Origin of the sequence: Achromobacter sp. D10, from assembly GCF_035282245.1 — a bacterium.
Taxonomy (GTDB): Bacteria; Pseudomonadota; Gammaproteobacteria; order Burkholderiales; family Burkholderiaceae_B; genus Achromobacter; species Achromobacter insolitus.
Genome location: NZ_JAYJLE010000001.1, coordinates 1,397,235 through 1,424,215, shown reverse-complemented (window position 1 = coordinate 1,424,215; position 26,981 = coordinate 1,397,235). Strand labels below are relative to the sequence as shown.

The following is a 26,981-nucleotide window of genomic DNA, read 5'->3' as shown; positions in this document are numbered from 1 at the left end:
CAGCCATGCCCCGTCCGAATCTGACCAACGCCGAAACCCTGTGCCAGATCGCCAAGCTGGGCAGTTTCCGCGCGGCGGCCGAACGGCTGCATACCTCGCAGCCCGCCGTATCGGCCCGCATGAAGGAACTGGAGCAAGCGCTTGGCTTCCCCTTGTTCGAAAAGCGCGGCCGCAGGCTGGAATTGACGGTGCCCGCGCGGCGCTTCGTCGAACGCGTCGAACCCTTGCTGCTGGCGGTGGAAGACGCCTTCACCGATGCGGAGGCAGTGAACAACGCCGCTGGCACGGTACGCATCGGCATGGGCGAAATTTCCATGACCTGGTTTTCGCGCGTAGTGCCAGAACTGCGCCGCGCCCTGCCGCGCATCTCTTACGAGATCGAGCTGGACCTGGCGGTCAAACTGCAGGAGCACCTGACGTCCGGCGCGCTGGACATCGCCATCATGGCCAACCATCTGCGCGACGATCAGTTCATCTGCGAATCGCTGGGCACAACCCGCATGTCCTGGATGGTCTCGTCCCGGCTCCTGACCGACGCCGACGGCCGGCCACGCACGATGCAGTCGCTGTTACAGACCGAACCCCTGTGGTGCGTGTCCCGGCCGTCCGGCTTCTTCGGCCCGGCGCAGGACGAACTGCGCGACATGGGCGCCAACCTGGACAATATCTGCAGCTGCAATCGCCTGAACAGCCTGATCGAGGTGGTCGAGGCCGGCGGCGGCATCGCGCAGCTGCCGGAAATGATGGTGGCTCGGCAGGTGCAGGCCGGCTCCCTGGTACTGGTGGACCCCGCGCTGCAACCGCTGACGCTGGAATTCACCATTGCCATCCATCGCAACCAGGGCCAGGCCATCGTCCATCAGGTCGCCGAGGCCCTGACCCGGCTGGGCAAGGCCGCCACCGGCAAGGCCTGACGTCACACGGCGGCGTTCAAGCGTCCAGCAGCGCTCGCTTCTGCACCTTGCCGCTGGCGTTTCGCGGCAGTTCCTCCATGAACTGCACATGCTCCGGCACCTTGAAGTAGGCCAGCCGCTCGGCGCAAAACGCCTTGATGGCGGCAGCGTCGGCCTGCTGCTGGTCGTGCAGCACAATGAACGCCTTGACCGACTGGTCACGCACGGGATCGGGGATACCCACCACTGCCACATCGCGCACAGCAGGATGCCCCATCAATGCCTCTTCCACTTCCGCGGCGGAGATGTTCTCGCCCGCCCGCTTGATCACTTCCTTCTTGCGGCCGAAGAAAAAGAAATTGCCCTTGGCATCCTGATAGCCCAGGTCCCCCGTGTGCAGCCAGCCGCCTTCAAATACGGCCTGCGTCGCATCGGGGTCACGGTAGTAACCCAGGGTGAGCGTGCGCCCGGGCCGGCCGCGCACGACAATCTCGCCCACGGCGCCGACCGCCACGGGCCGGTTGTAGTCATCGACCACGAACACTTCGCGATCGGGCGTAGCGCGGCCTATGGACGGGTAGCTGGAAGGCGAGGCATGCGGTTGCAGGGTGATGTAGAGCATGGTCTCGGACTGCCCATAACCGTTGCGCAACGGTATGCGGAAACGCGCGATGAAAGCGGCAATCTCGGCCTCGGAAATATTGATGGCATACCCGGCGTAGCGCACCTGGTGCGCCGTGTCGAACGGGGTGGGCGGCTGGTTCAGCAGCGTGCGGCACAGCATGCCCGACAGGCTGCAAATAGTAATGCGATGCTCGATGAGCTGGCGCAGATAGCGTGTCGCGCTATATCGCTCGCCAATCACCGCGGTGGCGCCTGCCGTCAGGCAGGACAACACGGTTTCCTGGCAGTTCGCATGAAATAGCGGCTTGTTGTTGAACACGCGGTCGGCGCGGCTCAAGCCGCTGTTGGCCGCGCCCGCCTGTCCGCACCAGAGCAAGTTGGCCTGGGTCAGCATCACTCCCTTGGGGCGCGCTGAAGTGCCGGAGGTATACAGGATCTGCGCCAGGTCGTCGCTGCATTGCGGCGGCGCATGGTAATCCGTGCAAGTCTCCGCCCAGACGCCGCGCAACCCCTCCGGCCCCAGACTCCCGCGCGCCACCGGCACGATGTCCGGCGCTTGTACCAGGTCAGCACAGACTTCGCGGATCAGCGCCTCATGCGCGGGCTCCACCAGCGCCAGCGCCGGCTGGCAATGCTCCAGCTGATAGGCCACTTCCGGTGCGGTCAGGTAGATATTTCCGGCCACGATGACCGCGCCAGCCAGCATCAGCCCCATCCACAGCGGCACATACTCCGCCGTGTTCCCCATGAACACAAATACGCGGTCGCCCGGCATGACGCCGCGGGCCTGCAGGGCTGCCGCAAAGCCGCGGGCCGCCTCGCGCAACTGGATGTAGCTCAGTTGGCTGATGTCGCCGTTCTGGTACTCATGCACGATCGCCACCTTATGCCCATGACAAAGCGCCTGTTCATCGAGCAAATCCGTGATCGTGCGGTTTCCTGCAGCGTCCATCCAGCCTCCGGTATGTTGATTTTCAACGGCGCGCCGCTCCTGGTGCAGGCGCGCCCATGGGTAAGAAAATCAGTATAGGAAGCGGCCATTCGCGGCACTAGCTAAACGTTTTTATGCATATCCATCAAGGTTTTTCATGCATGCCGGCAAGGGCGAATGATTGATGCAATTTATGCGTTTCGATCAAAACGTTTGCTTAGTCGGCGACAGCGGGAAAACCTATACTCCGGTTCAAAGGCGCCACGCAGCCGCGGCGCCGGTCAGACAAAAAAGAATGCAATACCGGAGGAGCAGCCGTGCAAGAGGCATCGATCAAGGAACAGGTTTCGGCCGAGGAATGGGCAGTGCGAGTCGATCTCGCCGCGGCCTACAACCTGGCCGTCGAAATGCGCATGACCGACCACATCTATACGCATATCTCGGCCCGCGTTCCCGGCGCCGAGCCGCACTTCCTGATCAATGCCTACGGGCTGATGTTCAACGAGATCACCGCGTCCAACCTGGTCAAGGTGAACATCGACGGCGCCATCCTGCTGGACCAGACCGGCCTGGGCATCAATCCTGCCGGCTTCGTTATCCACAGCGCCATCCATCGGGCCCGCCACGACGCGGCCTGCGTCATGCATACGCATACCGCCGCCGGCATCGCCGTGTCCGCGCAACAGACTGGCCTGCTCATGATCTCGCAGCATGCCATGCGCTTTCACAACCGCATCGGCTATCACGACTATGAAGGCGTCGCCCTCGACATGGACGAGCAGCAGCGTCTGGTCGCCGACCTGGGTCCGCACGACGCGATGATCCTGCGAAACCACGGCCTGCTGGTCTGCGGCGCCAGCGTGCCGGACGCCTTCGACGCCATGTTTTACCTCGAACGTGCCTGCCAGGCGCAGGTCGCGGCGCTGGCCGGCGGCTTGCCGCTGACGACCCCGTCCGCGGACGTCGCCGAGAAGGTCGGCCGCCAATTCGACCGCCTCGACCGGCCATCCCGTCACAAACATTGGCCTCCCCTGCTCCGGCTGCTGCAACGCATCCGGCCTGAATACCAGGAATAGCGGCAACCGCGCCGCCATCCGGGCGGCCCTTTTTCGCAGAGTAGAAATGGAAGATGCTCATCAGAACCGCGTCGCGGTATATGGTGCGGGCGCGATCGGCTGTCTGCTCGCCGCGCGCCTGGCCCAGGCCGGATGCGAAGTGACACTGATCGCCCGCGGACAGACATTGGCGTCGCTGCGCCAGCACGGCGTGGGCTTGATCGCGGATGGCGTCACGCGCCACTATCCGGTGCTAGCCACCGACGACCCGCGGCAGGTGCGCGATGCGGACTATCTGTTCGTTGCGGTCAAGCAGCAGGCGCTTGATGAAATCGGCGCGCATCTCGCGCCCATGCTGGCGCCGCGCGGTGTCGTGGTTCCGGCCGTGAATGGCATCCCTTGGTGGTATCTGCCCACGCTGAATAGCCCTCTGGGCGACACGCCGCTGCAATCCGTCGATGGCCGCGGCATCCTGCGGCGCGCGTTGCCGCTGGAGCGCGTGCTGGGAGCCGTGGTGTACATCGCCGCGAACGCCGCCGCGCCAGGCATCGCGGCGCAAAACGCCCGTAACAACCTCATCATCGGCGAGCTCGACGGTGGCGTGTCCGCCCGAGCCACCCGCCTCGCTGAACGCCTGCGAGCGTCGGGTCTGCAATGCGAGGTCACCGCCCGGATCCACCAGGCGGTATGGATCAAGGCAATGGGCAATGCCACCTTCAACCCCTTGAGCGTGCTGGCCAACGCCACGATGGAAGGCATGGTCCGCGACCCCCATCTAGGCAAACTGGCGCGCGCCATGCTGGACGAGTACCTGACGCTGGGCAAGGCGCTAGGCCTCGCCCTGCCGGTCACCGTGGAAGAACGCATGCAGGCCGCAGCCAGCGCCGGCGCCGCCAAGACATCGATGTTGCAGGACGCGCTGCAAGGCAAGCCGCTGGAGGCGGACGCCCTGGTCGGCGCCATGATCGAAATCGCAGCAAAGCTGAACCTGGACATGCCCTTTGCCAATACGGTCTGGGGACTGATCCGGCACCGGAACCTCAGCGCAGGTTCCATCTGACTGCCACACCTAGAAATCCACAGGAGACAACCCATGAAATGGCTTTCACACTGCCTGGCCGCATCCCTGATCTGCGCGGGCGCCACCGCCCACGCGCAGGACTATCCCAGCAAGCCCATCAACATCGTGGTGCCCTTCACGCCGGGCGGCGTGACGGACGTGATGACCCGCCAGATCGCTGCCAAGCTGCAAAGCGACCTGGGCCCGCCGGTGGTGGTGGTCAATAAGCCGGGCGCCGGCACCATGATCGCCTCGGCCTATGTGGCCAAGGCGCCAGCCGACGGTTACACCCTGCTGATGGCGGCCTCGTCCCTGGGTATCGCTCCCAGCCTGTACAAGACGACCGCGAACTATGACCCGGTCAAGGACTTCCAGCCAGTGTCGCTCATCGCCAGCGTGCCGCACGTACTGGTAACCGGCAAGCAGGTGCAAGCCTCCAGCGTCAAGGAATTGATTGCCACGCTTAAAAAGGACGGCAAATCCGCGACCTTCGCATCCTCCGGAAACGGCACCTCCAATCATCTGGAAGGCGAACTGTTCGCCGCGCTGACCGGCCTGAAGATGACCCACATTCCCTACAAGGGCAGCGTTCCCGCGTTGACGTCCCTGGCCGGCGGCGAAGTCGACCTGCTGTTCGTGGACATCGCGGCGGCCCAGCCCTTCCTCGACAGCGGCAAGGTGCGCCCGCTGGCCGTTACCACCAAAACGCGTTCATCGGTGCTGCCCGAGCTTCCCACCGTGGAGGAGTCGGGCCTGCCCGGCTACGACGCCATGCCCTGGCTGGGCATTGTTGCCCCGGCCGGCACGCCGCCCGCGGTCGTCGAGCGCCTTCAGGTGTCCCTGCAAAAAATGAAGGCGGCGTCCGACGTACAGGAACAGTTCAAGAAGATGGGTCTGGATCCCTTGTTCACCAAGCCCGCGGACTTTGGCGCCTTCATCGTCAGCGACAGCGCCAAATGGGCGGAACTGATCAAGAAATCCGGCGCGACCGCCGAGTAGGCCCGGCAACCGATACCCCCAAGCCATTCCTAGAAGGACCGTTACATGCATCGCGATACCCAGGCTTCCGACAACCCGCCCGGCCATGACGCGTGGGCAGCCACGCTACGGCGCGCGCTGTCCAGCGCCAACATTCCCACCCTGCTCATGGTGCTGGTGCACCTGACGGGCGACACGCAATGGCTGTCCGAGCGCTACCAGTGCTCGCGCATCCGCGGCCTGGAAGACAACGACCCCGGCGGCCTTCCCGAGGCCGTGCAGGAAGAAGTGCGCGAGGCGGCGTTCTCGGCCATCCTGCTTGCCCGCCAGGGCCGGGCGCCCATGCTGGCCGCGCCTGCGCACGAACAACTGGTCGCCATGCTGCAAACCAGTATCGGCGAGGACGTGCCCGACTCCTACGGCCCCATGATCGCCGCCTGGCTGGGGCTGGATCCGGACTTCGCTCTGGAACAGCGCGAGGCGTTCCAGGTGCCCCAGGGCTATCGGGTCCTGGTTATCGGCGCGGGGGTTGCCGGCCTGTGCGCGGCGATACGCCTGCAAGGCGCCGGCATTCCCTATGTCGTGATCGAGAAGAACGCGGAGGTGGGCGGAACCTGGTACGAAAACCGCTACCCGGGGGCCGGCGTGGACACGCCCAACCATATTTACTCTTACTCCTTCGCCAAACACGACTGGTCGCGCTACTTCGCCCTGCAGGGCGAGATCCAGGGCTATTTCGAAGGCGTCGCCGATCAGTACGGCGTGCGGTCCAACATCCGCTTCAATACGCGCGTGGAATCGGCCCGCTACGATGAAGCCTCGCTGCGCTGGAACGTGCGCACCGTGCGGCAGGATGGCCAGGTCCAGGACTACGTGGCAGACATCGTCATCAGCGCGGTGGGCCTGCTGAACGTTCCCAAGTTGCCGCCCATACCCGGTCTGGAGACCTTCAAGGGGCCTTGCTTCCATACCGCGCACTGGCCGGAAGGCCTGGATCTGGGCGGCAAGAACGTGGGCATCATCGGCAACGGCGCCAGCGCCATGCAAGTCGCCCCCGCCATCGCCGACCAGGTCCGGTCCCTGACCGTGTTCCAACGCTCCAAGCAATGGGCCGCGCCCTTCGAGAAATTCCAGAAGCCCGTGCCGCAGGACGTACGCTTCCTGCTGCGCGAGGTGCCGTACTACCAGGAATGGTATCGCCAGCGCCTGGCCTGGATATTCAACGACCGCGTCCATGCGACCCTGCAAATCGACCCGCAATGGCCACATCCCGAGCGTGCCATCAATGAGATCAATGACAGGCATCGCGAACACTTCACTAGCTACATCAAGGCGGAACTCGGCCAGCGCCAGGATCTGCTGCCGGATGTGTTGCCCGATTACCCCCCCTTCGGCAAACGCATGCTGATGGACAACGGCTGGTTCCGCACCATGGCGCGCGACCACGTCAAACTGGTCACGGGCGGCATCGCCCGCATCACCGAGAACGCCGTGGTCGGCGATAAAGGCGATAGCCACGAACTGGACGTCCTGGTGGTCGCGACCGGCTTCGACGCGATCAATCTGCTTTCCTCCTTCAAACTGTATGGCCGCGGCGGGCGGTCCATCCGCGAGGCCTGGGACGAAAAAGGCGCCGAAGCCTTCATGGGCGTGGCGGCGCCCGGCTTTCCCAACCTGTTCATCCTGGCTGGCCCCAACACCGCGTTGGGCCACGGCGGCAGCGTCGTCGCATTGCTGGAAACCCAGGTGCGCTACGTCATGGGCCTGCTGCAGCAAGGCATGGCCCGCGCTGGCGGACGCTTCGAGATCGAAGTGCGCCAAGACCGGCACGACGCCTACAACGCCCGCGTGCAGGCGGCCCACGACCGCATGATCTGGACCCACAAAGGCATGAGCAACTGGTATCGCAACGCGCACGGCAAAGTGGTGGCGCCGACGCCATTTCGCAATGACGACTACTGGCATATGTTGCGCAAGACGGACATGGACGACTACCACTACCGCCCGGCATCCACCGCCCGCGCAAGCGGCGGCGCCGACTCGCCGGCCCCGGTCCGCGTCGAGGCCGCCTGAATGCAGCCAGCCAACAAGGGGCGCTGCCTGGTCCTGGGCTGCGGCGGCGTCACCGGCCTGGCGTGGGAGATCGGCGTCCTGGCGGGCCTGGTCAGCCAGGGCATCGACCTCGCCACCGCGGACGGGCTCATCGGCTGCTCCGCGGGCTCAGTCGCCGGAGCCCAGCTGGCGCTGGGCGTGCCGCTCATGCAGCTATTCGCAGCGCAGCAGGACGGAGCCGGCGCCGAGCAATATCGCCCGTATTCGCAACAGGCTGCCGATGACAAGAACCGCCAGCTGTATGACAAGGTGGGTGCAGACCTGAAACAGGCGCGACAGCGCATCGGCGCGTACGCGTTGCGCAGCGTCACGCCCACGCTAGCCGAACGCCGCGCCATCGTCGCCGCCCGCCTGGGCGGAAGCGATTGGCCCGGCCGCTCCTTGCATGTGGTCGCAGTCGACGCCCACACAGGCGAAGGCCGAAGCTTCAGCGCGGCCGACGAGGTTGATTTCATTGACGCCATCGCGGCAAGCTGTGCGGTGCCGGGCGCCTGGCCGGCGGTGCCCATCGGCCAAAGCGCGTACATCGACGGCGGCATCCGATCCATGACCAACGCCGATCTGGCTGCCGGCTACGGCCAAGTGGTGGTGCTGGCCCCGCTGGGCTACCGCGACGGCAATCCGATAAGCGGCCATCTGCGCCGCGAGCTGCAGGCGCTCGGCGAAGCAGGGGGCCGGGTCCACGCCGTGCTTCCGGACGCCGCAAGCGTGCAAGCCATCGGTGACAACGTGCTGGACCCGGCGCGCCGGGCCGAGTCCGCGCGGGCCGGCTTGCGCCAGGCGTCCGCCATCGCGCAAGCGGTCCGGGAAGTGTGGCGCTGAATCGCGCCCGCGCGTCCGATTGGTCGACCTCGGACCGATTCCAATGCGGTCTGCCCGTCACTCTCGATGTGGCAGGTAACAACATACCGCTAGAGCCATAGACTCCACGTTCAAGCCCGGCCGCCCGGCCGGACGCCACCACGAACGCGGAGTGCTTCATGAACGCATCGCCGGCAGGCCTCAGACCCGCCGATTTCTTTTCTCCTGCCGTCGCCGCCCTGATCTCGGTCCTGGTGAACTATGGCGGGACCTTTGTGCTGGTATTCCAGGCGGCGGAACTGGCTCGGCTGTCGCCGGCGCAGACCACATCATGGGTATGGGCGGTTTCCGTAGGCGTGGGCGTCACCGGCGCGCTGCTGAGCTGGCGCTATAAGGCGCCGATCATTACCGCGTGGTCCACGCCCGGCGTCGCCTTCCTTGCCACCGTCATGCCTTTCACGCCTTATGGCGAAGTCATTGGGGCATACATTCTTTCGGCGCTGGGCTTTATCGTGCTGGGGCTGTCCGGCGCCTTCGAGAAGCTGGTGCGCATGATCCCCGGCGGCATCGCCGCCGGCCTGCTCGCCGGCATCCTGCTGCAATTCGGCGTCAATGCTTTCGGCGGCGCCAGCGCAGATCCTCTACTGGTGATCGTGCTGGTTATCTCGTACGCGCTGCTCAAGCGCTTTACCTCCCGCTACGCGGTGGTCGGCATCCTCGTCATCGGCCTCGCAATGCTCATCGCGCAAGGCCGGATCGACTTCTCGGCGGTACATCTGAGCCTGGCTGCGCCCATATTCGAAATGCCCAGCTTCTCGTTGCAGGCCCTGCTGGGCGTTGCCCTGCCGCTTTTCGTCATCACCCTGACCGGCCAGTACATGCCCGGGATGCTGGTGCTGCGCAACGACGGCTATCGGACCAGCGCGAACCCCATTCTGACCGTGACCGGGCTGGGCTCGCTCGTCATGGCGCCCTTTGGCGCTCACGCGTTCAACGTGGCCGCGATCACGGCCGCCATATGCACCGGCAAGGATGCGCATGAGGACCCCTCCAAGCGCTACATCGCCGGCCTGGCCTGCGGCGTTTTCTACATCCTGGTGGGCACGTTCGGCGTCACATTGGCGACCCTGTTCATGGTGTTGCCCAAGGGCTTCATCACCACGCTGGCCGGGCTCGCCCTGCTGGGCGCGATCGGCGGCAGCCTGGCCAACGCGATGGCCGACGCGCGCACCCGGGAAACGGCGCTCATCACCTTCCTGGCCACCGCCGCGAACGTCACCCTGCTGGGGGTGGGCGGGGCATTCTGGGGCCTGGTGGCCGGCCTGACCGCGCACCTGCTGATCCACGGCGGACAGCGGACATTGGCCGGCAACCCCGCCAAGTCCTGATCCTGCTTCTTACCGCTACCTTCTATCAATACTGGAATCATCGTGACCGACACCGCCCTCCCCGACACCCTCGCGCTGCCTTGCGTCGGCGCCCAGCCCCTGTCGCAAGCCGATCCCGGCATATGGGGCGCCATCGACGCCGAACGGCGCCGCCAGATGCATTCGATCGAACTGATCGCCTCCGAGAACTTCGTCAGCCGTGCGGTAATGGAGGTCCAGGGCTCGGTATTGACGAACAAGTACGCGGAGGGTTATCCCGGCCGCCGTTACTACGGCGGTTGCGTCAACGCCGATATCGCCGAGGAAATCGCCATTGAGCGCGCCACCCGGCTGTTCGGCGCCCGCTACGCCAATGTGCAGCCGCACTCTGGAAGCCAGGCCAACCAGGCGGTGTATCTGGCGCTGCTGGCTCCCGGAGACAAAATCCTCGGCCTGGACCTGAAAGCAGGTGGACACCTGACCCATGGTTCCAAGGTCAATATGTCGGGACGCTGGCTGCAGGCGCTGAGCTACAGCGTCGATCCCGCCACTCATCGGGTGGACATGGACGAAGTCGAGCTCCTGGCCAGGCGGGAACGGCCCAAGCTCATCATCGCCGGCGGTTCGGCCTACTCGCGCACGCTGGATTTCGCGCGCTTTCGCGCCATAGCCGATGACGTGGGCGCAATATTCATGGCGGACATGGCGCACTTCGCCGGGTTGGCCGCGGCCGGGGCATATCCCTCGCCAGTGCCGCACGCGCATGTCACAACCACCACCACGCACAAGACGCTGCGCGGCCCGCGCGGCGGCATGATCCTGACCAACGACGGCGAATTGGCCCGAAAGATAGATTCGGCGGTATTCCCCGGCCTGCAAGGCGGTCCGCTGATGCATATCATTGCCGCCAAGGCCGTGGCCCTGGGCGAAGCGTTGCAGCCCGCTTTCCGGACGTACGCCCACGCCGTGGTCGAAAACGCGCGGGTGCTGTGCGCAAGGCTGGCGCAAGGCGGGCTTTCCATCGTGTCCGGCGGCACCGACTGCCATCTGGGCGTGGTCGACCTCAGGCCCTGGGGGCTTGCCGGCAACACGGCGGAACAGGCTCTGGAACAGGTAGGCATCACCCTGAACAAGAACGCCGTGCCCAACGACGAGGCCAAGCCTGCTATCACCTCCGGCATCCGCGTGGGCAGCGCAGCGTGCACCTCGCGCGGCATGGGTCCCGCCGAGTTCCAGGAAATCGGCGACATGATCCTGGCCTTGCTGGGCGGTGTGCGCGCGGGAGCCGTCGACGCCCGCACGGCAGGCGCCATCCGCGAAGGCGTAGCTGGGCTGGCCCGGCGCTTCCCTCTGCCCTACTGAGTCGAACCTGGCCTTTTCAGGGCATTAGACAGGCGTAGCACAGCGGCCTCGATCTCGTAGGCCGTCAACGAGGCGTAGCCCAGCAACCAGCCCGGCTGTTTGTAATCGCCGGCATACAGCCGGCTCAGCCCGGGCAGGCGCAGGCCGGCCCCTTCCGCCTGGCGGATGGTCTGTTCCTCTGACCATCCGCGCTCCAGCAAGCAAGGAATCTGCAGACCGCCCGGAGGCCGGACCGGCTGCACCACACCCCCGAGCTGCTTGCCCAGTGCTTCCAACAGTACCTGGCGGCGTCCGCCGTATAGCTTGCGCATCGCCCGCACATGCGAATGGTAATGGCCATCTTCCATGAATCGAGCCAGCGTCAGCTGCAGGATCTGCGGGGTGTGTCCGTCCATGATGCTGCGCGCCCGGGAAAAAGCATCGACCAGGACCGGAGGCAACGCCATGTATCCCATCCTGAGGCCGGGATACAGCGTCTTGCTGAACGTTCCCAGGTAAATGGTGCGCTGGTGCATGTCCAGGCCTTGCACGCAAGCCGTGGGCAAGCCGTCGTAATGGAATTCGCTGTCGTAGTCGTCCTCGATGATCCACTTTCCATGGCCGGCGGCCCAACTGATCAGCTCCAGCCTGCGTTCCAGCGATAACGTCGCTCCGGTGGGATATTGGTGCGACGGGGTCACGTAGACGCAATTGGCGCCGCTACGATCCGCGCGCAGGAGGTCCGTGCGTATGCCCTGCGCGTCGACGTCGATCGGCACGATCCTTGTCTCCGCGGATTCGAACGCCTTGCGGGCGCCGAAGTAGCCGGGATTCTCCATCAGCATGGGCTTGCCCGCGTCCGCCAGCAATTGTGCGCACAGGAACAAGGCTTGCCGCGTGCTGCTAAGCACCAGGACCTGCTCGGGCAGGACCTTGGCCCCCCGCTCCAGATTCAGGTAGGCCGAGATGGCGCGGCGTAGCGGCTCCGCGCCCTGGGGATCGCCATGCAGCAGCACGTGGGCGCGGTAGTCCTTCAAGACCTGGCGCTGCAGGCGCTCCCAGACGTCGGTGGGAAACGTGCGCGTTTCCGGCAGCCCGGTGGCGAACGCCTTGATGACCTGCTGATCCGCAACACCGCCGCTGTCCAGGATCATCTTGCCGCGCCGGCTCAGGCCTGCCCCCGGCTCGGCCGCGCCCAGCCCGTGTTCCAGCTTGGCTCGCTTGCGCGCGGCGCCGCGCAGCTCGGTTCCCACCTTCTCGGACACATAGCTGCCCGAGCCTTCGCGACGCACGATGTAGCCGTCGCGATGCAGCTGCACATAGGCGTTTTCGACGGTATCGCGAGCCACGCCCAGAGACTTCGCCAGACCACGAGTGGCAGGCAGCCTGATGCCCGGCCCCAACGCTCCATCCAGGATCAGGGCGCGCAACGCGCGCTGGATGCGCTGATGCAGGTCCAGGCGCTGGAGCTCCGCATCGTTCATCCGCATTTTCAGCGTATCCAGCTCGAATGTCTTAGCCATGCGGTCTGCTCATAGAAAAAAAACTGGCCTGTCCGGGCCGGCCATTCTATCCGTAGACTCGTCCGCTCGCCACGGTTACCGCGGGCGCAACAATGCACGAGCCCGCGCCTGGCGGGCGCAGGATCAGGAATCATGGCAAGGTCATACAATTTCAGCGCAGGCCCCGCCGCGCTGCCGCTTGAAGTGCTGCAGGAAGCACACGAGGAGTTCTTCGATTTCGCCGGGACCGGCATGTCCATCATGGAAATCAGCCATCGGTCTGGCGTATTCATCGATATTGCCCGCCAGGCCGAGCTGGACCTGCGCGCCCTTCTGCAGGTACCGGACCGCTACAAGGTGCTTTTCCTGCAGGGCGGCGCATCGCTGCAGTTCTCGCAGGTACCGATGAACCTGCTGCGCGGCAAGGCCTCGGCAGACTACCTGCACACCGGGCTGTGGTCGGGCAAGGCCATCGAGGCGGCCAGGCGCTATTGCACCGTCCGCATCGCGGCAAGCAGCGAATCTACCGGCTTTGACCGTATTCCCGCTCCCGCTGAATGGCGGCTGGATCCCGGCGCTGCTTACCTGCACTACACGGAAAACGAAACCGTGCACGGCGTGCAGTTCGCGACCGCGCCTGAGGCGCAGGTTCCCCTGGTGTGCGACGCGTGTTCCAGCCTGTTGTCCAAACCTATCGATGTATCCCGCCACGGACTCATCTACGCCGCCGCGCAGAAGAACATGGGGCCGGCCGGCGTTACCGTGGTGGTGGTGGACGAAGCCTTGCTGGATGGCGCGATGTCCGTCACTCCCGACGTGCTGAACTACGCGCACGCGGCGCGCGCGGATTCCATGTTCAACACGCCCGCCACGTTTTCCTGGTACCTGACAGGACTGACGCTGCGCTGGATCCGCCGCAACGGCGGGATAAATCGCATCCACCAGGCCAACCAGGCCAAGGCCTGGTTGCTGTACCGCGCGATCGACGCCAGCGGCGGCTTCTACGCCAACGCGGTTCGGCCGGAATTCCGATCCATCAACAACGTCCCGTTCTTTCTGGCCGACTCTACCTTGGAGCCGCTGTTTCTGCGCCAGGCCGAAAGCGCCGGACTGATGGGGCTGAAGGGGCATACGCATACCGGCGGTATCCGGGCCAGCCTCTACAACGCAGTGGACCTGCCCGCGGCGGCCGCGCTGGCCGACTTCATGACACACTTCCAACGCGCGCATGGCTGATGGCTGCGTGCATGACACGGCGGCCATATCAAAAAGCCGCCCGCGGAGATCGACATGGATTTCAGGCAACTCAGGCAGTTCGTCGTTCTGGCCACGGAGCTGAACTATCGCAAGGCGGCGGCGCGGCTGCATATGACGCAGCCGCCGCTCAGCGTAGCCATCAAGCGGCTTGAAACTGAAATCGGGGCCGACCTGTTCGAAAGGGATCGTCTGGGCGTGCGCCTCACCGTCGCCGGCGGCGCCTTCCTGCGCGAAGCAAAGCGGCTGCTGGAGGGCGCCGACGCCGCGCTGCAAGCCGCGCGCGACGCGGCGGAGGGGCGCATGGGCGCGCTTCGGGTATGCGCCGTGCCCAGCGCAGCCCTTCACTTGCTGCCACGCATGCTCCCGGAGTTCACCCAGCGCTTTCCGCATATCCGCCTGCGTCTGAGCAGTGGCAGCACCGTCAGCATCCTGGCGGGGCTTCAGCGCGGCGAGCTGGACGCGGCTTTCCTAGTGCCGCCCGCCTCCGGTGTGCCGGGCATCGCGATCACCGCCTTGCGGCGGGAGCGGCTGGTTCTGGCCGTGCCGGCTGGTCATCGCGTGGCCGGCATGAAGCAGGTCAGGCTGTCGGACCTGACGGACGAAACACTGGTGACGCTGGCGCATTCCGACAGCCCCGGCTTCGCCGGTGAAATCGTCGCTGCGTGCCAGCGCGCCGGGTTCCATCCACGGGTATTGCAGGAATCGTCCCACGCCCTCATCAGTCTGCCGCTCATCGCCGCCGGCCTGGGCATCGCCATCGTGCCGGCGGCGCTGCGCCGCATCGCCATCGACAACGTGGCCTATGTGGATCTTGCCGACGAATCGGACTTGCCATTGACTTACGCCATGGCGCTGGCGGCGCCCGCCGAGTCGATGAACCCTGCAGTCCGCTGGTTCAACGACTTGGCGCGCGAGCTGCTGGGTCCGCAAACCGCGTAACGCCTCACTGTGCCGGGCGGGACAGGATGTCCGCCCATTTCTTCTGTTCCGCGACGACCTTCCGTTCAAATGCTTCCTGCGCGCCATCCACGGGCTCACTGCCTCGCGCATAGATCTTGTCCCGCACCGAAGCGCTCTTGGCGACCGCGGCAATGGCCGCGTTCAGGCGCGCGACAACCTCAACCGGCGTGCCCTTGGGCACGGCAATGCCAGACAGCGACCCGCCCTCCACGTCCTTGCCCAGCACTTCCTTAACGGTGGGGACATCAGGAAGATTGGGCAGGCGCCGCGACGAAGTCACGGCAAACGGACGGATCTGCTTTGCCTCGATGAAACCTACGGCCGTGACGGCCGAAACCGCCGTCAGGTCCGTGTTGCGGCTCATCACCGCCGTCATGGACTCCGAACCGCTCTTGTAGGGCACGTGCAGCATCTTTACGCCGGTAGCCTGTTGCAGCAGCTCCAGCACCTGGTAATTGTCGGAACCTTCGCCCGCGGTGGAAAACGCGATCTTGTCCGCCTGCGCCGAAGCGGCCTTGATGATGTCGGGCAGAGACGCGTACGGACTCTCCGCTCCCACCGCCAGCACGGTAGGCGTATTGGCCAGCATGGCAACGTAGGTGAAGTCCTTGTTCGGATCGTAAGGCAGCTTCTTGTAGATCAGCGGATTCACGGCGACCATGCCGTTGGTGATCACCAGCAGCGTGTAGCCATCGGCCGGCGACTTTGCCACCGCGCCCGCAGCAATGGAGCCGCCCGCGCCGCCCCGATTCTCGACCACGACGGGCTGGCCCAGCTCGCGTGTCAGGCCCTCGGCGAACACGCGCGCCGTCGTATCCGTCACGCCGCCCGCGCCAAAGGGCACGATCAGGCGTATGGGCTGATCGGGATAAGGCCCCGCCCAGGCCACCGCGGCCGGAATCACCACGCCCAACAAAGCCGCCGTCCAGCGGCGCAATCCCTTGTTCATCGAACTATCTCCATTTTTTTGAGGATTTCAAGTAGCCGTTGTTCCGGTTCCGCGGCCAGTGGCGCCAGCGGCGCGCGCAGGCGTCCGGGGTCAAAGCCGCGTAATTGCAGGCCCGCGGCGACGGTCCTGGGCAAGCCATGGTCCATCAGGAAGTTCAACAGGTCGATCTGCCGGGAGAACCATTCATCAGCGCCGCGCGCGTCCCCAGCCGTCGCACAGCGGTAGAGATTCAGGGCGTGCGATGCGCTGATGTTGGCCGATGCGGTGCACCAGCCCGCAGCGCCTTCCGCGAATCCCGTGCGCGCCATGCAGTTCAAGCCGATGTACACGGCCGTCTTTGCCGGGCAAGCCGCCCGCAACCTTGCGATCTTGGTTGGATCGGGGCTGCTTTCCTTGATCATGGTGACATTGGGAAGTTCGGCCAGACGGGCCAGGAACTCGACAGGCAGATCCATGCCCGTGGTGAACGGATTGTTGTAGACCATCACCGGCGCGGATACCGACTCGCAGACTTCGCGGTAGTAGGCAAGGATCTCGTCCTGGGTCAGCTTCCAGTAGGTGCTGGGCAAGAGCTGCAGGGCCGCCGCGCCCGCGCGTTCCGCATAGCGCGCATGTCGCACGGTGCTGGCGGTGCTCAAACTGGAAACGCCCGCAAGCACTGGCACACGTCCGCGCGCCGCGCCGATGACTGTGTCGATGACCTCCTCGCGCTCGCCATCGTCCAGGTACGGCAGACAGCCCACACTGCCCAATGGCGCAAGCGCATGCACGCCTTCGCCGATCAAGCGCTCGACGTGTGCCTCCAACAGCGCATGGTCCACCCCGCCGCTTTCGTCGCAAGGCGTGAGCAGATACCCGATGATTCCCTTCAAATGCATAGCTCGCTTCTCCATGTCGGCTTGCAGTCTAGGGAGGTCGCGCAGGCCGGTCCAATACCTATTTCCTGGGTGCCTGATATCTCGCGCGCGCTGCCAACGGCGAATCTTGTATCCAGTAATTCCCGCGCAACACCGATAGACTTTCCTCGCCAATTCACGAAGGAGCAAGCCATGAGCAGCAACGATGTTCTCGACCCCGTGCAAACCCATCACATGCCCGAGTACCGCAGGCCGGAAGATATGGAATGGGAAATGGGCAGATTCAAGAACAAGACGAAGTTCCTCTTCCATACGCGGGAAGAACGCCCCACCGAACCCAATGCCGGCTTTCTGCGCTATGAACCTGGCGCGGGATTCCGGCTCCACAAGCACGACTTTGCGCAGGTCTGGTACGTCATCGAGGGCGAGTTCAACATGGGCGGCAAACAGTACGGCCCTGGCACCGTCGTCTTTCATCCTGATCCCCACATCGAGGAGGCGCTCAGTACCGAGACCGGCGGCACGCTGTTCTTCGTGCAGTACCAGGGCCCCACGACCGGCGGCCGGCCGGTGTACGAAGGCCGCATGAACATCAAGGGAGATCTGCCGGAAATCACCGAGCAGGACCTCGAACACTGATATCCGCGGGCCGGCGGGGCGGTCCCGACATGCCGTCCGCCCAGAACCAGAAAAAACCAAGGAGACAAACACCATGCACGCCCCCAACCCGCGCGCCTGCCTTGCGTCCCTGACGCTTGCGCTGTCGTTCACGCTGTCCGCTCCCACCCTTGCGGCCGCCTGGCCGGATCGGCCCATCACGCTGGTCGTGCCCTTCGGCGCGGGCGGCATCACCGACCTCACGGCGCGCACGGTGGCCAAACAGCTGCAAGCCGAGCTGGGCCAGCCCGTGGTCGTGGAGAACAAGCCCGGCGCCGGTGGCAACATCGCCGCGGACATCGTGGCCCGGGCCAAGCCCGACGGCTACACGCTGATGGTGATCACGAACGGCATGGTCGCCGTCAATCCGCTCATCCACAAGCAGCTGAACTACGACGCGCTCAAGGACTTCGCCTACGTCTCTATGATCGCCAACACGCCTCTGGCCCTGGTCGTTCCCGAAAACTCTCAGGTCCAGGATCTGCCCGCGTTGATCGCCCGCGCCCGCAGCCGCCCCGACGCCGTTTCGTTCGCCAGTTCCGGCCAGGGCACGTCGATACACCAGGTTTTCGCCCTGATGCAGCAGCAGACCGGCGCCACGTTGATGCACGTGCCCTACAAAAGCGGCGCCGAAGCCGCCACCGCTCTGCTGTCCGGCGTGGTGGACGTAACCGCGGTGGAGACCGTGGTCGCCGGACCGTTCATCCAGTCCGGCAAGATGCGGGCGTTGGGCGTAACGTCGGGCCAAAGGGTGCCGAACCTGCCGGACGTTCCCGCGGCCCGCGAAAGCCTGGGCGCTGAATTCGACGTCGGCTCGATCTCCGGACTGGTCGCGCCCGCCGCAACGCCCCAGGACATACTCGACAAGCTGGAGCGCGCCATGCACGCAGTCGCGGGGAGCCAGGGCATGGCACAGCTGTACGCGCAGGGCAGCCAGCCCATGCCCCCGGGTTCGCAGGTCTTCCTGGAACGCATGCGCCTGGAGCAAAAGAAGTGGGCGCTGGTATTCTCCGCGGAACCCGCAAAATAGCCGCATGATCGTTACCGGATAAGGAAGTCAGGCCATGGATCGCGCATATCCCGCCGCCGAAGAGTTGGTGCAGCACCTGGTAGAGTCCATCTCCGCAAAGATCTTCAATGGCGCCTATGCGCCCGGGCAGAAGCTGCGGCAGGAAAGCCTGGCAGAGGAATACGACGTCAGCCGCACGCCGGTGCGCGAAGCATTCCGGCAGTTGGAGATCAAGGGCCTGATCGTGCAGCAGCCGCGTTACGGCGCCACGGTAGTCGCGCCGACCATCAAGGACATCGGCGCGAACTACTGGCTGCGCGGCGAACTCGAAGGCATGGCCGCCGAGCTGGCGGCGCGCTGGATTTCCGACGCAGACCTGCAACGGCTGCACTCCACCCATACCGAGTGCGCGCATGCCGTCACCGCGCTGTATGCCGAGGTCAATGAGGGAGGCGCTGGCGCGCCGAGCCATGCCGCCGCGTCCATGCGGCACTGGGTCATCAAGAACCAGGAATTCCACGCCCTGATCTTCCGCGCCGCCGACAACCCGTCGCTGGAACGCATCATCAAGGACCTGCACACCGACTACACCAAGAACATCCTCAACATGACCGTGCTGGGCATGTACGAAGCCCGCATGAAGAAGAACATCGAACACCATGCGGCCATCGTTGCAGCGCTGACGGCGCGCGACGCCGCCGCCTCGCGCGCGGCCATGCGCAGCCATATCCACGAGTCCGGAGAGTTCGTGGTCGAATGGCTGCAAAAGCGCCCTGAAGTCCGCCGACCGCGGCGGTAGCTTCGGCCCCAATTCGCTCGAAAGCCGCGTGCTACCATGCCGGCGAAAGGGCGCAACGCGTAGCCCAGGCGCATGTATAGGCTTGGCAATCCGCGTACCGTAGAGCGCCTGCCGACACGCACAGGAAGCGACACGGATTCGAGCATGAGCGAGACCAGGAACACGTCTAGATCCTCGATCGAGATCTCGGAAGAGATTCTGCGGCGGATCAGGAACGGGCAATACCTGCCCGGCGATGCCTTGAGCCAATACGAGCTTGCGACCGAGTTCGAAACCAGCCGCACCCCCATCCGGGAGGCGCTGCGGTTTCTCGAAGCGCGCCGAGCCATCACGCTGACCAGCACCGGACGCGCCGTGGTCACCGTACCGTCCATCCGGGCGATCCGCGAAGCCTTCCAGATCCGCGCAGAACTCGAAGGGCTGGCCGCACAGTTGGCGGTCGACTGGATCGACGACAAAGACCTGGAGCTGCTGGCGCAACACCAGAAGCATTATGCGGACGCCTTGCGCTCGCGCGTGCGCAGCGAAAGCGGTTCCGACTGGCTCAAGTTCAACGCCAAGTTCCATAGCTTGATCACCCAGGCCAGCCATAACGAGCGGCTGCATGAGCTGGTCGGCGAATTGCAAGGCAGCATCGTGTCCAACGTGCTGGGCTTCGCCTCCAAGATGCCGCCCCGCCTGATGGAAGAGAACATCAAGCAGCACGAGGACATCATCGCCGCCCTGACCCTGCGCAATGGCCCCGCCGCGCGAGAGGCGATGGCCACGCATATTTCCCGGACGACCGAGCTCGTTATCGAATGGATGGAGACGCGGCGCTAGCCAGTTTCGCGCTGACCGCGGCGCGTTGCTGCCCATAGGGGCGCATCAAAATGCCGCAGCCCGCCGCGATCAGGCCAAGTCCGACCAGGTAAAGCACGATCAGCCGCGGCGATCCGTCGCCCAGCGACAGCAGGTACGTCGCCACCAGCGGCGCAGTGCCGCCTCCAATTGCTCCACCTATCTGCACGGCCAGCGATATCCCGGTATAGCGGACCGCAGGCGGAAACATGCTGGAGAATAGACTGGACTCCTGCGCGTACATCGCGGCATAGACCACGCCGAAGGCCACCACCATCGCGATGTTCGTGTGATAAGAGGTCTTTTCACCCAGCAACGAGAAGAACGTCGAGCTGAACAATGAAATGCCCAGGGCGCCGACGATGAATATCGCGCGCTTGCTGATCACGTCGCCCAGCAGGCCGAATAATGGAATGGTGAACAGCGCCGCCACCGCCCCCCAGATGACCCCGGTCAATATGGTCTCGCGAGGCAGGCCCAGCGTGCCCACGGCATAGGTCAATGAGAACGTCGCCAGCGTGTAGAACCAGGTCTTTTCGGATATGCACGCGACCAGCGCGGTCAGCACGGGAACCTTGTGCTGTGCCAGCACCGTCTTCAAAGGCAGCGCATCCTGCCTGGGTTGGGCCTGGGCCTGCTTGAACTCCGGCGATTCGCTGACCTTGGCGCGGATGTACCACCCCACCAGTAGCAGGAATACGCTTGCCAGGAACGGCAGCCGCCATCCCCAGCTCAGCATGTCTGCTTCCGGCAACCGCGAGACGGCGCCCATCGCAAGCGAAGACAGGATCAAGCCGGGAGCAACGCCCACCTGCGGCAAGCTGCCGAACAATCCCTTCTTGCCTTCGGGCGCATGCTCCACCGCCATCAGAACGGCACCGCCCCATTCGCCGCCCACGGCCAGTCCCTGGAGAAAACGGAAGAAGACGAGAGCCACGGCGCCCCAATACCCGATCGCCTCGTAGCTTGGTGTCAAGCCGATCAGGATAGTGGGCACGCCCATCAGCATCAGGCTGATCATCAGCATCGACTTGCGTCCGACGCGGTCGCCGAAGTGGCCGAACACGATTCCGCCCAAGGGCCGCGCAATGAAGCCGACAGCATAGGTGCCAAATGCCGCCAAGGTCCCGCTGATGGGATCAATGGCGGGAAAGTAGATCTTGTTGAAAATCAGTGCTGCCGCAATGCCGTAAAGAAAGAAGTCATACCACTCGATGGTGGTCCCGATCATGCTGGAAAGACCCGCGGTCACGTAATGCTTCTTCGAGCGCGAGGAAGGCTGTTCTGAGATGGCTTTCATCTCTGGTCTCCAATATTTTTTTCTGCGCCGGCGCCTGGGCCATGCCCTGCTGCGCGCAGGGCTTGGGGCCCAGTAGTCGGCAGGCTTACCGTCCGGCTAGACCGCGGTGGTTTCTTCGGCCAGGCTCTTTCTTTCGCTGACGTTGAAGCGGCCTTCGTAGATCGCGCCCTGGCGGGTGTGCGGGCCCACGTATTGCACGTACAGGATGGAGCCGGCCTCGATCGTCTCCAGCGCGCTTTCGAAGTGGGGGTCCGGGTGGAAGATCATGGATCCCTTGCCGTAGAGCTTGCCTTCAATCAAGAATTTTCCGTCCAGGATGTACCAGACCTGCGCGAAGTAGTGGTTGTGCAGCGGGTGCCCGGAACCCTTTTCGTACCGCACGATGCCCGCATTCGGAATCGTTGGATCCTCCGCCGTCGGATGGAACATCATCTTCGCGAACTGGCCTTCGTAACGCAGGTTGGTCCACTCGAGATCATCCTCGTGATGGGCGCGCATGCCCTGGTGGTCTTCGGTCAGCGGGCCTGCGCGGCCGCCCTCGTTGATGATCTTCTTGCCTGTAATGGTGTCGATGCTGGTCATGTGCAGTCCGTCCAAAGAAAGTGACACATACAAATGGGATCCCATTTATATAAATCGGGATCCTATTGATCACGCACCTGGGCGGCTACTGGGTTTAACCCTTAGGTCCAGCGTGAGGAATGGCGGCCGATTGAAATGCCGACAGCCGCAAGGCTGCGGCGGGCAAAAGCGGGGCGCGGCGCGCCCCAAAGACACCTGGGCGAGGCGATGACGTCTAAGGAGCCCGGTTGCCCCAAAGGCGCCAACGCAGGGGAAAACTCAGATCTGGTCCAGCCACCGTTCCATCACGAGGCGCGCGCTGCGTTCAAGCCGTTGACCGTAACGCCGCGCGTCCTCCCGGATCGCTGCGGGATCGATATGGCGCAGGCTTAGCTCGCAGGCATGACCGATCAGCCAGCGTTCGATCTGCGTGGCATCCGCCTCCAGATGGAATTGCAGGCCCAGTATCCTCGGTCCAAGCGCGTACGCCTGGTTCGGGAAACCCGGCGTTTCAGCCAGGCGCGCCGCTCCCTCGGGAATAGCGAACTGGTCTCCGTGCCAATGCAGCACGGGCACGGACTCGACCGCGCTCAATACGGATTCCTGCCCTTGGGGCGTGAGCGTCAGCGGCGCATAGCCGATTTCCGCGCGGCCGGTGGACACTACCTCCGCGCCCAGGGCCGCCGCCATGAGTTGCGCGCCCAGGCAGATGCCCAGCGTGGGCTTGTCCAGCCGCAAGCGGTGCGCGATGGCGCGCAACTCCAACTCTAGAAAGGGATAGCGGCCGGTTTCGTAGACTCCGATCGGCCCGCCCAGGACCACGACGAGGTCGGCGTTGCCCAGGGTGGCGGCGTCGATAGCGTCGATGCCGGCATCCAGGTATTGCACGCTGTAGCCGCGTTCAGCCAGGATAGGCGCCAGGATGCCCAGGTCTTCAAAAGGAACGTGGCGGATCGCCACTGCGTTCAGACTCATTCGGGACTCTCCTATTGCGGGTTCGGGTGGCCGTCCAGGCCGCCCAGCAAGCCGTCGGGCGTAGAAACGAACAGGTTTTCCGACGCCAGCAGCCGGATCCCCTGGGGCGTGCTTTCCAGCAGACGCCGTTCGCCGTCTGCAACCTGCAGGCTGAGTTGGTAGCCGTCCTTGGCCGGCAGCCGCGCCGCGATGTCGCGGCTGTCGGCCAGCGCGGAAGCGGCGGTAGATTCGAAGTGCCCGATCAGGCGGCCGTCGCGCCTGATGATGAGTCGATACACCGGCATGCGCGTTACTCCTGCCCGTTGGGCGAGCGCGACTCCGCGCCGCTTTCGGTCGGCCAATAGTACGAATCGGGCGTGTTGCGCGCCCCGAAGATGGCTTGCCCGACACGTACCACGGTGGCCCCTTCCTCGATGGCGATCTCGTAGTCGCCGGACATGCCCATGGACAATTCATCCAGGCCTATCCCCGATGGCGCATCCTGACGCAACTGATCGCGCAAGTCTCGCAGCAACACAAAGCACTGACGTACGCGCGCCGCCTCGGCCGAGAACAGCGCCAGGGTCATCAAGCCGCGCACACGCAGTCCCGAGAACGCCGGCAGTTCGCGCAGGAATGCCGCCGTCTCGTCCGGCTGCAACCCGTACTTGCTGGCTTCACCGGATGTGTTGACCTGCACAAACACGTCCAGCTGCCGACCTTCCGCCTGCAGCCGGCGATCCAGCGCCTCCGCAACGCGGAGGCTGTCCAGCGCTTGAAATTCGGCCGCATAGCGGGCCACGAGCTTGGCCTTGTTGGTCTGCAGGTGGCCAATGACCGACCACTTCAGATCGGTCAGGTCCGCCATCGCTTCCCATTTTCGGGACACTTCCTGAAGCTTGTTCTCGCCGAGATAGCGGCACCCGGCCTCGTAGGCGAGCCTGATGCGCGCTTCTTCCACGGTCTTGCTCACTGGCAGCAGGCGCACCGCTGCGGGGTCGCGGCCGGCGCGCCGGGCCGCGTTGGCGATGCGCTCATGGACCGTAGCCAGGTTGTGCCGGAAGTCCTCGACCGTCTGCGCCTGCGGCCAGCGGCCATGCTGGTCATGCTGTGTCTGGGTGCCGTTGTCTTGTTCCGGGCCGTGCTCGCTCATGCCTGAACCTCGCGTAGGAATGACGGCCCGCGTTCTGCATAACGCTTATGCCGTCCGTTGTTTTGTCATAGGTCAATATTATCACGATGACATGGGCGTCTGCGGACAGACTTCAAACCTTGGCGGTCAGCCATTCCCGCGGCGACACGCCCATCCGTTGGCGGAATGCCTTGGACAGCGACGATGCGCTGGCGAACCCCAACTCCGCGGCCACCAGCTTGACGGCGCGCCCCGATCGCATCATGGACGCCGCCAGGCTCAACCTCCAGTCCGTCAGATAGGCCGCAGGCGTAGAGCCCGTTGCCTCCTTGAAGGCCGCCGCGAATGCGCTGCGAGACATGCCTGCCATCGTCGCCATCCTGGCCAGGGACCACTCTTCGCAAGGAGACCGATGCAGCGCCACCAATGCCCGGGCCAGGCGAGGATCCGCCAGCCCCATTACCAGGCCGCCGGTCACGCCCGCTTCCTGCGGGTGATCGAGTATCCACCTCAACAATTGGATCAGCACCACCTCGAACAAGCGGTCGGCCAGCAAACGCGAACCGCAGCGCACGTGATCCGCCTCGGCGAATAGCAGGTCCAGCGCAGGCCTCAGACCTTCCACCGCATCCAGCGGTATCCGTATCACGGATGGCAGCGACTGAACGATGGGATTGCGTTCTCCGCCGTCGAAATCGAGCGCCGCGCAGGTGAAGTCCGAACCGTCCCGCGGCGGGTTCACGAACTCATGATGCACGGCGCGCGGGTAGAACAACAAGGTCGGCTCGGCCAATCGCAGGCACGGCGTGGCGGTTTCGCCCGGCCGGTGCCGCACTTCCATCTCGCCTCGGCGCAACACATGCAGAAAGCCACGTCCCGGCACAGGCTCGAACGCCTGGGTGCCGCACAACGCGCCCGTGTGGAACAACGTGGCGCGCACGCGGAAACGATCCAGCAGCGCCGACAGGCGGTCAACCTGGAAAGGGATAGGATCGTTCATGCATTGGACTCCAGGACATATTTTATGGACTGAACAACACCTTTCGTCCAGACATTCTACGTACGATTTCTCCAGCCAGTCCGATACCGGCGGCCCTTTTTTCATTTTCAGGAGTTACCGACATGTCCCGAGTCCCTCTTATCGATGCCAGCACCACCACTGCGGACCGCAAGGCGCTGCTTACCCAGATCCATGGCGCATTTGGCGCAACCCCGAACATGTTCAAGGCGGTCGCCAACTCGCCTGCGGCGTTGCAAAGCATGTGGGGTGCATTCGGCGCCTTGGGCGGCGGCGTCATTCCCGCCAAGCTAGGCGAGCAGATCGCCGTGGCCGTGGCCGACCGCAATGCGTGCGAATACTGCCTTGCCGCCCATACGGCTCTCGGCCGCAAGGCTGGCGCCAGCGCCGAGGAAATGTCCGCCGCCCAAGGCGGCAACGCCGCCGATCCCAAGACCGCCGCGGCGCTGCGCTTCGCGCTGAAGCTGGTGGACGCGCGCGGACAGGTGAGCGAAGCCGACGTGCAGGCGGTGCGTGCGGCCGGCTACAGCGACCAGGAGATCGTCGAAATCCTGGCGCACGTTGCGCTCAACCTGTTCACTAACTACGTCAACGTGGCGTTTGCAGTACCGGTGGATTTCCCGGCGGTAAAACTGCGCCAAGCCGCGTAAATCGTTTCAGCCCAAGCTTTCCCGGATGTCGCGCGCCAACTTGCGGCACTGGCCGGGCTCGATGGCAGATATGGTGATGCGCAAGCCCCTGACCGGCTCCTGCACGCCGAAGGCGTCGCCGTGGCGTACCAGCCAGCCGCGATGGGCCAAGGCCAACGCAACGGCCTGGTCGTCGGTGTCCAGCGGCACCCAGAGGTTCAGCCCGTCGCCTTCCGTAGCACACGGCACGCCCTGCTCAAGCAGGGCATTTTCCAGGTCTTTGCGGCGCTGCGCGTAATCCTTGCGCGCCTGCGCCATCTGCTTGGCGACCTCGGGGCGGCCCAGCGTAACTTCGACCACGTCCTGAAGCAGATGGCTGACCCAGCTGGTTCCCGAGGCCAGCCGCAGACGCAACTGCCGCGACGTCGCGGGATCGCTGGCCACCATCGCCAGGCGCACGTCGGGCCCCAGGGTCTTGGAGAACGAACGAATTAGCGCCCAGCGCTGCACGCCCGCCGGCAGCACTGAATGGTATTCCTTGTCCGATAGCAAGGCGTAGTGGTCGTCCACAATGACCAGGGCGTGGGGATACCTGGCCAGCACCCGCGCCAGCGCGCGCGCCCGCTTTTCCGTCAGGCTGCACCCCGTGGGGTTGTGAGCCCGTGGGGTCAGAATGACGGCCTGCGCGCCCTTCGCGAGCGCCGTTTCCAGGGCCTGTGCCTGCATGCCCTCGGCATCCACGGGCACGCCTAGAGCTTGCAGGCCGGCGATGCGCAGCATATTGATGCTGCTCAGGAAGCAGGGATTCTCGACAGCCACCTTATCCCCAGCCACCAGGTGAGAGCTGAGCAGCCGCTCGATGGCGTCCACCGCGCCATGGGTCAGATTGACCTCGAAGGGCATCGGGCAGTCAGGCGCGAACCAGGCCTGCGCAAAACTCTCCAGCCCGGCGTTGACGGTGGGCTCGCCATACAGCCGCGGCTTGTACGGCCGGATGGCCAGGGCCGCGCTCAGGTCAGGCAACCACGCCGGGTTCGGATTGCCGCTGGCCAGGTCTGCCAGCGGGGAATCCGATAGCGCGCCTTCCTGTTCACCGGGGCCGGATTGGTCGCGAATGATCGTACCCAGCCGGCCCTGCGTCAGGGCTATGCCTGCCGTCACCAGCCGCTTGTAGGCAGCCGCGACGGTATTGCGGTTGATGTCCAGTTCGACCGCCAGATCGCGCACCGGGGGCAGCGCCTGGCCCGGCGGCAGCTGTCCCGATTGTGCCAGCGCACGCACGCAATCGAAGATTTCTGCGGCGGTCTTTCCTTGTATTTTCATAGCGTCCTAAGACAATCCGGTTCCTGGCACTGACAGCGGCCGGCCCGCGTGAAGTCAATGCTGGTCAATTCC

The 26,981-nt window shown here is 64.7% G+C and carries 26 protein-coding genes; 15 read left to right on the top strand and 11 right to left on the bottom strand.

Annotated elements, in window-relative coordinates; all coding sequences use genetic code 11:
• Positions 1 to 5 precede the first annotated feature (5 nt).
• Positions 6 to 914, top strand: coding sequence for a LysR family transcriptional regulator (locus VCS63_RS06750; protein WP_063961927.1), 909 nt, complete (start codon positions 6 to 8; stop codon positions 912 to 914).
• Between the two features lie 16 nt (positions 915 to 930).
• On the opposite strand, the gene VCS63_RS06745 is transcribed toward VCS63_RS06750, so the two are convergent.
• Positions 931 to 2,469: a class I adenylate-forming enzyme family protein gene (locus VCS63_RS06745; protein WP_323879007.1), complete on the bottom strand. Its 1,539-nt coding sequence runs from the start codon at positions 2,467 to 2,469 to the stop codon at positions 931 to 933.
• A 296-nt stretch (positions 2,470 to 2,765) separates the two neighbouring features.
• Here VCS63_RS06745 and VCS63_RS06740 point away from each other — a divergent pair, with 296 nt between their 5' ends.
• The 7 genes from VCS63_RS06740 to VCS63_RS06710 all read left to right on the top strand — a co-directional run bounded on the left by VCS63_RS06740 (position 2,766) and on the right by VCS63_RS06710 (position 11,183).
• Entirely contained in the window at positions 2,766 to 3,524 is a 759-nt protein-coding gene (locus VCS63_RS06740; RefSeq protein ID WP_042795273.1) for a class II aldolase/adducin family protein, read from the top strand.
• Positions 3,469 to 4,563 (top strand): 2-dehydropantoate 2-reductase, encoded by a 1,095-nt coding sequence (locus VCS63_RS06735; RefSeq protein ID WP_323879049.1) that lies wholly within the window; start codon positions 3,469 to 3,471, stop codon positions 4,561 to 4,563. Before VCS63_RS06740 ends, VCS63_RS06735 begins: the two co-directional genes overlap by 56 nt.
• A 33-nt stretch (positions 4,564 to 4,596) precedes the next feature.
• A complete protein-coding gene (locus VCS63_RS06730; protein WP_323879006.1) occupies positions 4,597 to 5,562 on the top strand; it encodes a tripartite tricarboxylate transporter substrate binding protein in 966 nt (321 codons plus the stop codon).
• Between the two features lie 45 nt (positions 5,563 to 5,607).
• Positions 5,608 to 7,614, top strand: coding sequence for an NAD(P)/FAD-dependent oxidoreductase (locus VCS63_RS06725; protein ID WP_323879005.1), 2,007 nt, complete (start codon positions 5,608 to 5,610; stop codon positions 7,612 to 7,614).
• Positions 7,615 to 8,475, top strand: a complete 861-nt coding sequence (locus tag VCS63_RS06720; RefSeq protein WP_323879004.1) for a patatin-like phospholipase family protein — start codon at positions 7,615 to 7,617, stop codon at positions 8,473 to 8,475. It abuts the gene before it with no gap.
• A 158-nt stretch (positions 8,476 to 8,633) separates the two neighbouring features.
• Positions 8,634 to 9,842, top strand: a complete 1,209-nt coding sequence (locus tag VCS63_RS06715) for a benzoate/H(+) symporter BenE family transporter (protein ID WP_238912970.1) — start codon at positions 8,634 to 8,636, stop codon at positions 9,840 to 9,842.
• Between the two features lie 42 nt (positions 9,843 to 9,884).
• Entirely contained in the window at positions 9,885 to 11,183 is a 1,299-nt protein-coding gene (locus VCS63_RS06710) for a serine hydroxymethyltransferase (RefSeq protein ID WP_149063654.1), read from the top strand.
• Here VCS63_RS06710 and VCS63_RS06705 read toward each other — a convergent pair.
• Positions 11,177 to 12,685, bottom strand: coding sequence for a PLP-dependent aminotransferase family protein (locus VCS63_RS06705; RefSeq protein WP_238912971.1), 1,509 nt, complete (start codon positions 12,683 to 12,685; stop codon positions 11,177 to 11,179). The genes VCS63_RS06710 and VCS63_RS06705 overlap by 7 nt on opposite strands.
• Before the next feature lie 132 nt (positions 12,686 to 12,817).
• On the opposite strand from VCS63_RS06705, the gene serC reads away from it, so the two are divergent.
• Positions 12,818 to 13,900 (top strand): 3-phosphoserine/phosphohydroxythreonine transaminase, encoded by a 1,083-nt coding sequence (gene serC, locus VCS63_RS06700; RefSeq protein WP_112967041.1) that lies wholly within the window; start codon positions 12,818 to 12,820, stop codon positions 13,898 to 13,900.
• A gap of 54 nt (positions 13,901 to 13,954) precedes the next feature.
• Complete coding sequence (locus tag VCS63_RS06695; protein WP_063961918.1) at positions 13,955 to 14,860, top strand: LysR family transcriptional regulator; 906 nt, start codon at positions 13,955 to 13,957, stop codon at positions 14,858 to 14,860.
• A 4-nt stretch (positions 14,861 to 14,864) separates the two neighbouring features.
• Here the strand turns inward: VCS63_RS06695 and VCS63_RS06690 are convergent, their stop codons facing one another.
• Both VCS63_RS06690 and VCS63_RS06685 read right to left on the bottom strand, forming a co-directional pair.
• Positions 14,865 to 15,830 carry a Bug family tripartite tricarboxylate transporter substrate binding protein gene (locus tag VCS63_RS06690; protein WP_042795280.1) on the bottom strand — a complete coding sequence of 322 codons (966 nt, stop codon included), beginning with the start codon at positions 15,828 to 15,830 and terminating at the stop codon, positions 14,865 to 14,867.
• Entirely contained in the window at positions 15,827 to 16,708 is an 882-nt protein-coding gene (locus tag VCS63_RS06685) for a dihydrodipicolinate synthase family protein (RefSeq protein ID WP_280133466.1), read from the bottom strand. The genes VCS63_RS06690 and VCS63_RS06685 overlap by 4 nt, the downstream gene beginning before the upstream one ends.
• A gap of 171 nt (positions 16,709 to 16,879) precedes the next feature.
• On the opposite strand from VCS63_RS06685, the gene VCS63_RS06680 reads away from it, so the two are divergent.
• From VCS63_RS06680 to VCS63_RS06665, 4 genes are all read left to right on the top strand, one after another.
• Complete coding sequence (locus VCS63_RS06680; RefSeq protein WP_063639508.1) at positions 16,880 to 17,326, top strand: cupin domain-containing protein; 447 nt, start codon at positions 16,880 to 16,882, stop codon at positions 17,324 to 17,326.
• 73 nt (positions 17,327 to 17,399) lie between these two features.
• Positions 17,400 to 18,374: a Bug family tripartite tricarboxylate transporter substrate binding protein gene (locus VCS63_RS06675; RefSeq protein ID WP_076817462.1), complete on the top strand. Its 975-nt coding sequence runs from the start codon at positions 17,400 to 17,402 to the stop codon at positions 18,372 to 18,374.
• 34 nt (positions 18,375 to 18,408) lie between these two features.
• Positions 18,409 to 19,152 carry a GntR family transcriptional regulator gene (locus VCS63_RS06670; protein ID WP_323879002.1) on the top strand — a complete coding sequence of 248 codons (744 nt, stop codon included), beginning with the start codon at positions 18,409 to 18,411 and terminating at the stop codon, positions 19,150 to 19,152.
• Positions 19,153 to 19,296: 144 nt separating this feature from the next.
• Positions 19,297 to 19,974, top strand: a complete 678-nt coding sequence (locus VCS63_RS06665; RefSeq protein ID WP_042795284.1) for a GntR family transcriptional regulator — start codon at positions 19,297 to 19,299, stop codon at positions 19,972 to 19,974.
• Here VCS63_RS06665 and VCS63_RS06660 read toward each other — a convergent pair.
• From VCS63_RS06660 to VCS63_RS06635, 6 genes are all read right to left on the bottom strand, one after another.
• Complete coding sequence (locus tag VCS63_RS06660) at positions 19,946 to 21,292, bottom strand: MFS transporter (protein WP_042795286.1); 1,347 nt, start codon at positions 21,290 to 21,292, stop codon at positions 19,946 to 19,948. The two genes, VCS63_RS06665 and VCS63_RS06660, sit on opposite strands and share 29 nt — an antisense overlap.
• A 96-nt stretch (positions 21,293 to 21,388) precedes the next feature.
• Positions 21,389 to 21,874, bottom strand: a complete 486-nt coding sequence (locus VCS63_RS06655) for a cupin domain-containing protein (protein ID WP_063639505.1) — start codon at positions 21,872 to 21,874, stop codon at positions 21,389 to 21,391.
• 258 nt (positions 21,875 to 22,132) lie between these two features.
• Entirely contained in the window at positions 22,133 to 22,828 is a 696-nt protein-coding gene (locus VCS63_RS06650) for a glutamine amidotransferase (protein WP_149063650.1), read from the bottom strand.
• Positions 22,829 to 22,839: 11 nt separating this feature from the next.
• Positions 22,840 to 23,112 (bottom strand): hypothetical protein, encoded by a 273-nt coding sequence (locus VCS63_RS06645; RefSeq protein WP_042795288.1) that lies wholly within the window; start codon positions 23,110 to 23,112, stop codon positions 22,840 to 22,842.
• Between the two features lie 5 nt (positions 23,113 to 23,117).
• Positions 23,118 to 23,960 carry a YggS family pyridoxal phosphate-dependent enzyme gene (locus VCS63_RS06640; RefSeq protein WP_042795289.1) on the bottom strand — a complete coding sequence of 281 codons (843 nt, stop codon included), beginning with the start codon at positions 23,958 to 23,960 and terminating at the stop codon, positions 23,118 to 23,120.
• A 112-nt stretch (positions 23,961 to 24,072) separates the two neighbouring features.
• The gene (locus tag VCS63_RS06635; protein ID WP_323879000.1) at positions 24,073 to 24,939 is read right to left on the bottom strand and encodes an AraC family transcriptional regulator; all 867 of its coding nucleotides are present in this window, start codon (positions 24,937 to 24,939) and stop codon (positions 24,073 to 24,075) included.
• Positions 24,940 to 25,061: 122 nt separating this feature from the next.
• Here VCS63_RS06635 and VCS63_RS06630 point away from each other — a divergent pair, with 122 nt between their 5' ends.
• Positions 25,062 to 25,607 (top strand): carboxymuconolactone decarboxylase family protein, encoded by a 546-nt coding sequence (locus tag VCS63_RS06630; RefSeq protein ID WP_042795292.1) that lies wholly within the window; start codon positions 25,062 to 25,064, stop codon positions 25,605 to 25,607.
• Between the two features lie 6 nt (positions 25,608 to 25,613).
• Here the strand turns inward: VCS63_RS06630 and ptsJ are convergent, their stop codons facing one another.
• A complete protein-coding gene (ptsJ, locus tag VCS63_RS06625; RefSeq protein ID WP_323878999.1) occupies positions 25,614 to 26,909 on the bottom strand; it encodes a transcriptional regulator PtsJ in 1,296 nt (431 codons plus the stop codon).
• Positions 26,910 to 26,981: the final 72 nt, after the last annotated feature.

Bases quoted from the DNA above. Each gene is read 5' to 3' on its own strand.
- VCS63_RS06705 (WP_238912971.1), bottom strand. From the start codon at position 12,685: ATGGCTAAGACATTCGAGCTGGATACGCTGAAAATGCGGATGAACGAT.
- VCS63_RS06650 (WP_149063650.1), bottom strand. From the start codon at position 22,828: ATGAGTCTGAACGCAGTGGCGATCCGCCACGTTCCTTTTGAAGACCTG.
- VCS63_RS06725 (WP_323879005.1), top strand. From the start codon at position 5,608: ATGCATCGCGATACCCAGGCTTCCGACAACCCGCCCGGCCATGACGCG.
- VCS63_RS06675 (WP_076817462.1), top strand. From the start codon at position 17,400: ATGCACGCCCCCAACCCGCGCGCCTGCCTTGCGTCCCTGACGCTTGCG.
- VCS63_RS06670 (WP_323879002.1), top strand. From the start codon at position 18,409: ATGGATCGCGCATATCCCGCCGCCGAAGAGTTGGTGCAGCACCTGGTA.
- VCS63_RS06745 (WP_323879007.1), bottom strand. From the start codon at position 2,469: ATGGACGCTGCAGGAAACCGCACGATCACGGATTTGCTCGATGAACAG.
- VCS63_RS06730 (WP_323879006.1), top strand. From the start codon at position 4,597: ATGAAATGGCTTTCACACTGCCTGGCCGCATCCCTGATCTGCGCGGGC.
- VCS63_RS06720 (WP_323879004.1), top strand. From the start codon at position 7,615: ATGCAGCCAGCCAACAAGGGGCGCTGCCTGGTCCTGGGCTGCGGCGGC.
- VCS63_RS06695 (WP_063961918.1), top strand. From the start codon at position 13,955: ATGGATTTCAGGCAACTCAGGCAGTTCGTCGTTCTGGCCACGGAGCTG.
- VCS63_RS06660 (WP_042795286.1), bottom strand. From the start codon at position 21,292: ATGAAAGCCATCTCAGAACAGCCTTCCTCGCGCTCGAAGAAGCATTAC.
- VCS63_RS06665 (WP_042795284.1), top strand. From the start codon at position 19,297: ATGAGCGAGACCAGGAACACGTCTAGATCCTCGATCGAGATCTCGGAA.
- ptsJ (WP_323878999.1), bottom strand. From the start codon at position 26,909: ATGAAAATACAAGGAAAGACCGCCGCAGAAATCTTCGATTGCGTGCGT.
- VCS63_RS06645 (WP_042795288.1), bottom strand. From the start codon at position 23,112: ATGCCGGTGTATCGACTCATCATCAGGCGCGACGGCCGCCTGATCGGG.
- VCS63_RS06690 (WP_042795280.1), bottom strand. From the start codon at position 15,830: ATGAACAAGGGATTGCGCCGCTGGACGGCGGCTTTGTTGGGCGTGGTG.
- VCS63_RS06750 (WP_063961927.1), top strand. From the start codon at position 6: ATGCCCCGTCCGAATCTGACCAACGCCGAAACCCTGTGCCAGATCGCC.
- VCS63_RS06640 (WP_042795289.1), bottom strand. From the start codon at position 23,960: ATGAGCGAGCACGGCCCGGAACAAGACAACGGCACCCAGACACAGCAT.
- VCS63_RS06715 (WP_238912970.1), top strand. From the start codon at position 8,634: ATGAACGCATCGCCGGCAGGCCTCAGACCCGCCGATTTCTTTTCTCCT.
- serC (WP_112967041.1), top strand. From the start codon at position 12,818: ATGGCAAGGTCATACAATTTCAGCGCAGGCCCCGCCGCGCTGCCGCTT.
- VCS63_RS06655 (WP_063639505.1), bottom strand. From the start codon at position 21,874: ATGACCAGCATCGACACCATTACAGGCAAGAAGATCATCAACGAGGGC.
- VCS63_RS06630 (WP_042795292.1), top strand. From the start codon at position 25,062: ATGTCCCGAGTCCCTCTTATCGATGCCAGCACCACCACTGCGGACCGC.
- VCS63_RS06685 (WP_280133466.1), bottom strand. From the start codon at position 16,708: ATGCATTTGAAGGGAATCATCGGGTATCTGCTCACGCCTTGCGACGAA.
- VCS63_RS06635 (WP_323879000.1), bottom strand. From the start codon at position 24,939: ATGAACGATCCTATCCCTTTCCAGGTTGACCGCCTGTCGGCGCTGCTG.
- VCS63_RS06680 (WP_063639508.1), top strand. From the start codon at position 16,880: ATGAGCAGCAACGATGTTCTCGACCCCGTGCAAACCCATCACATGCCC.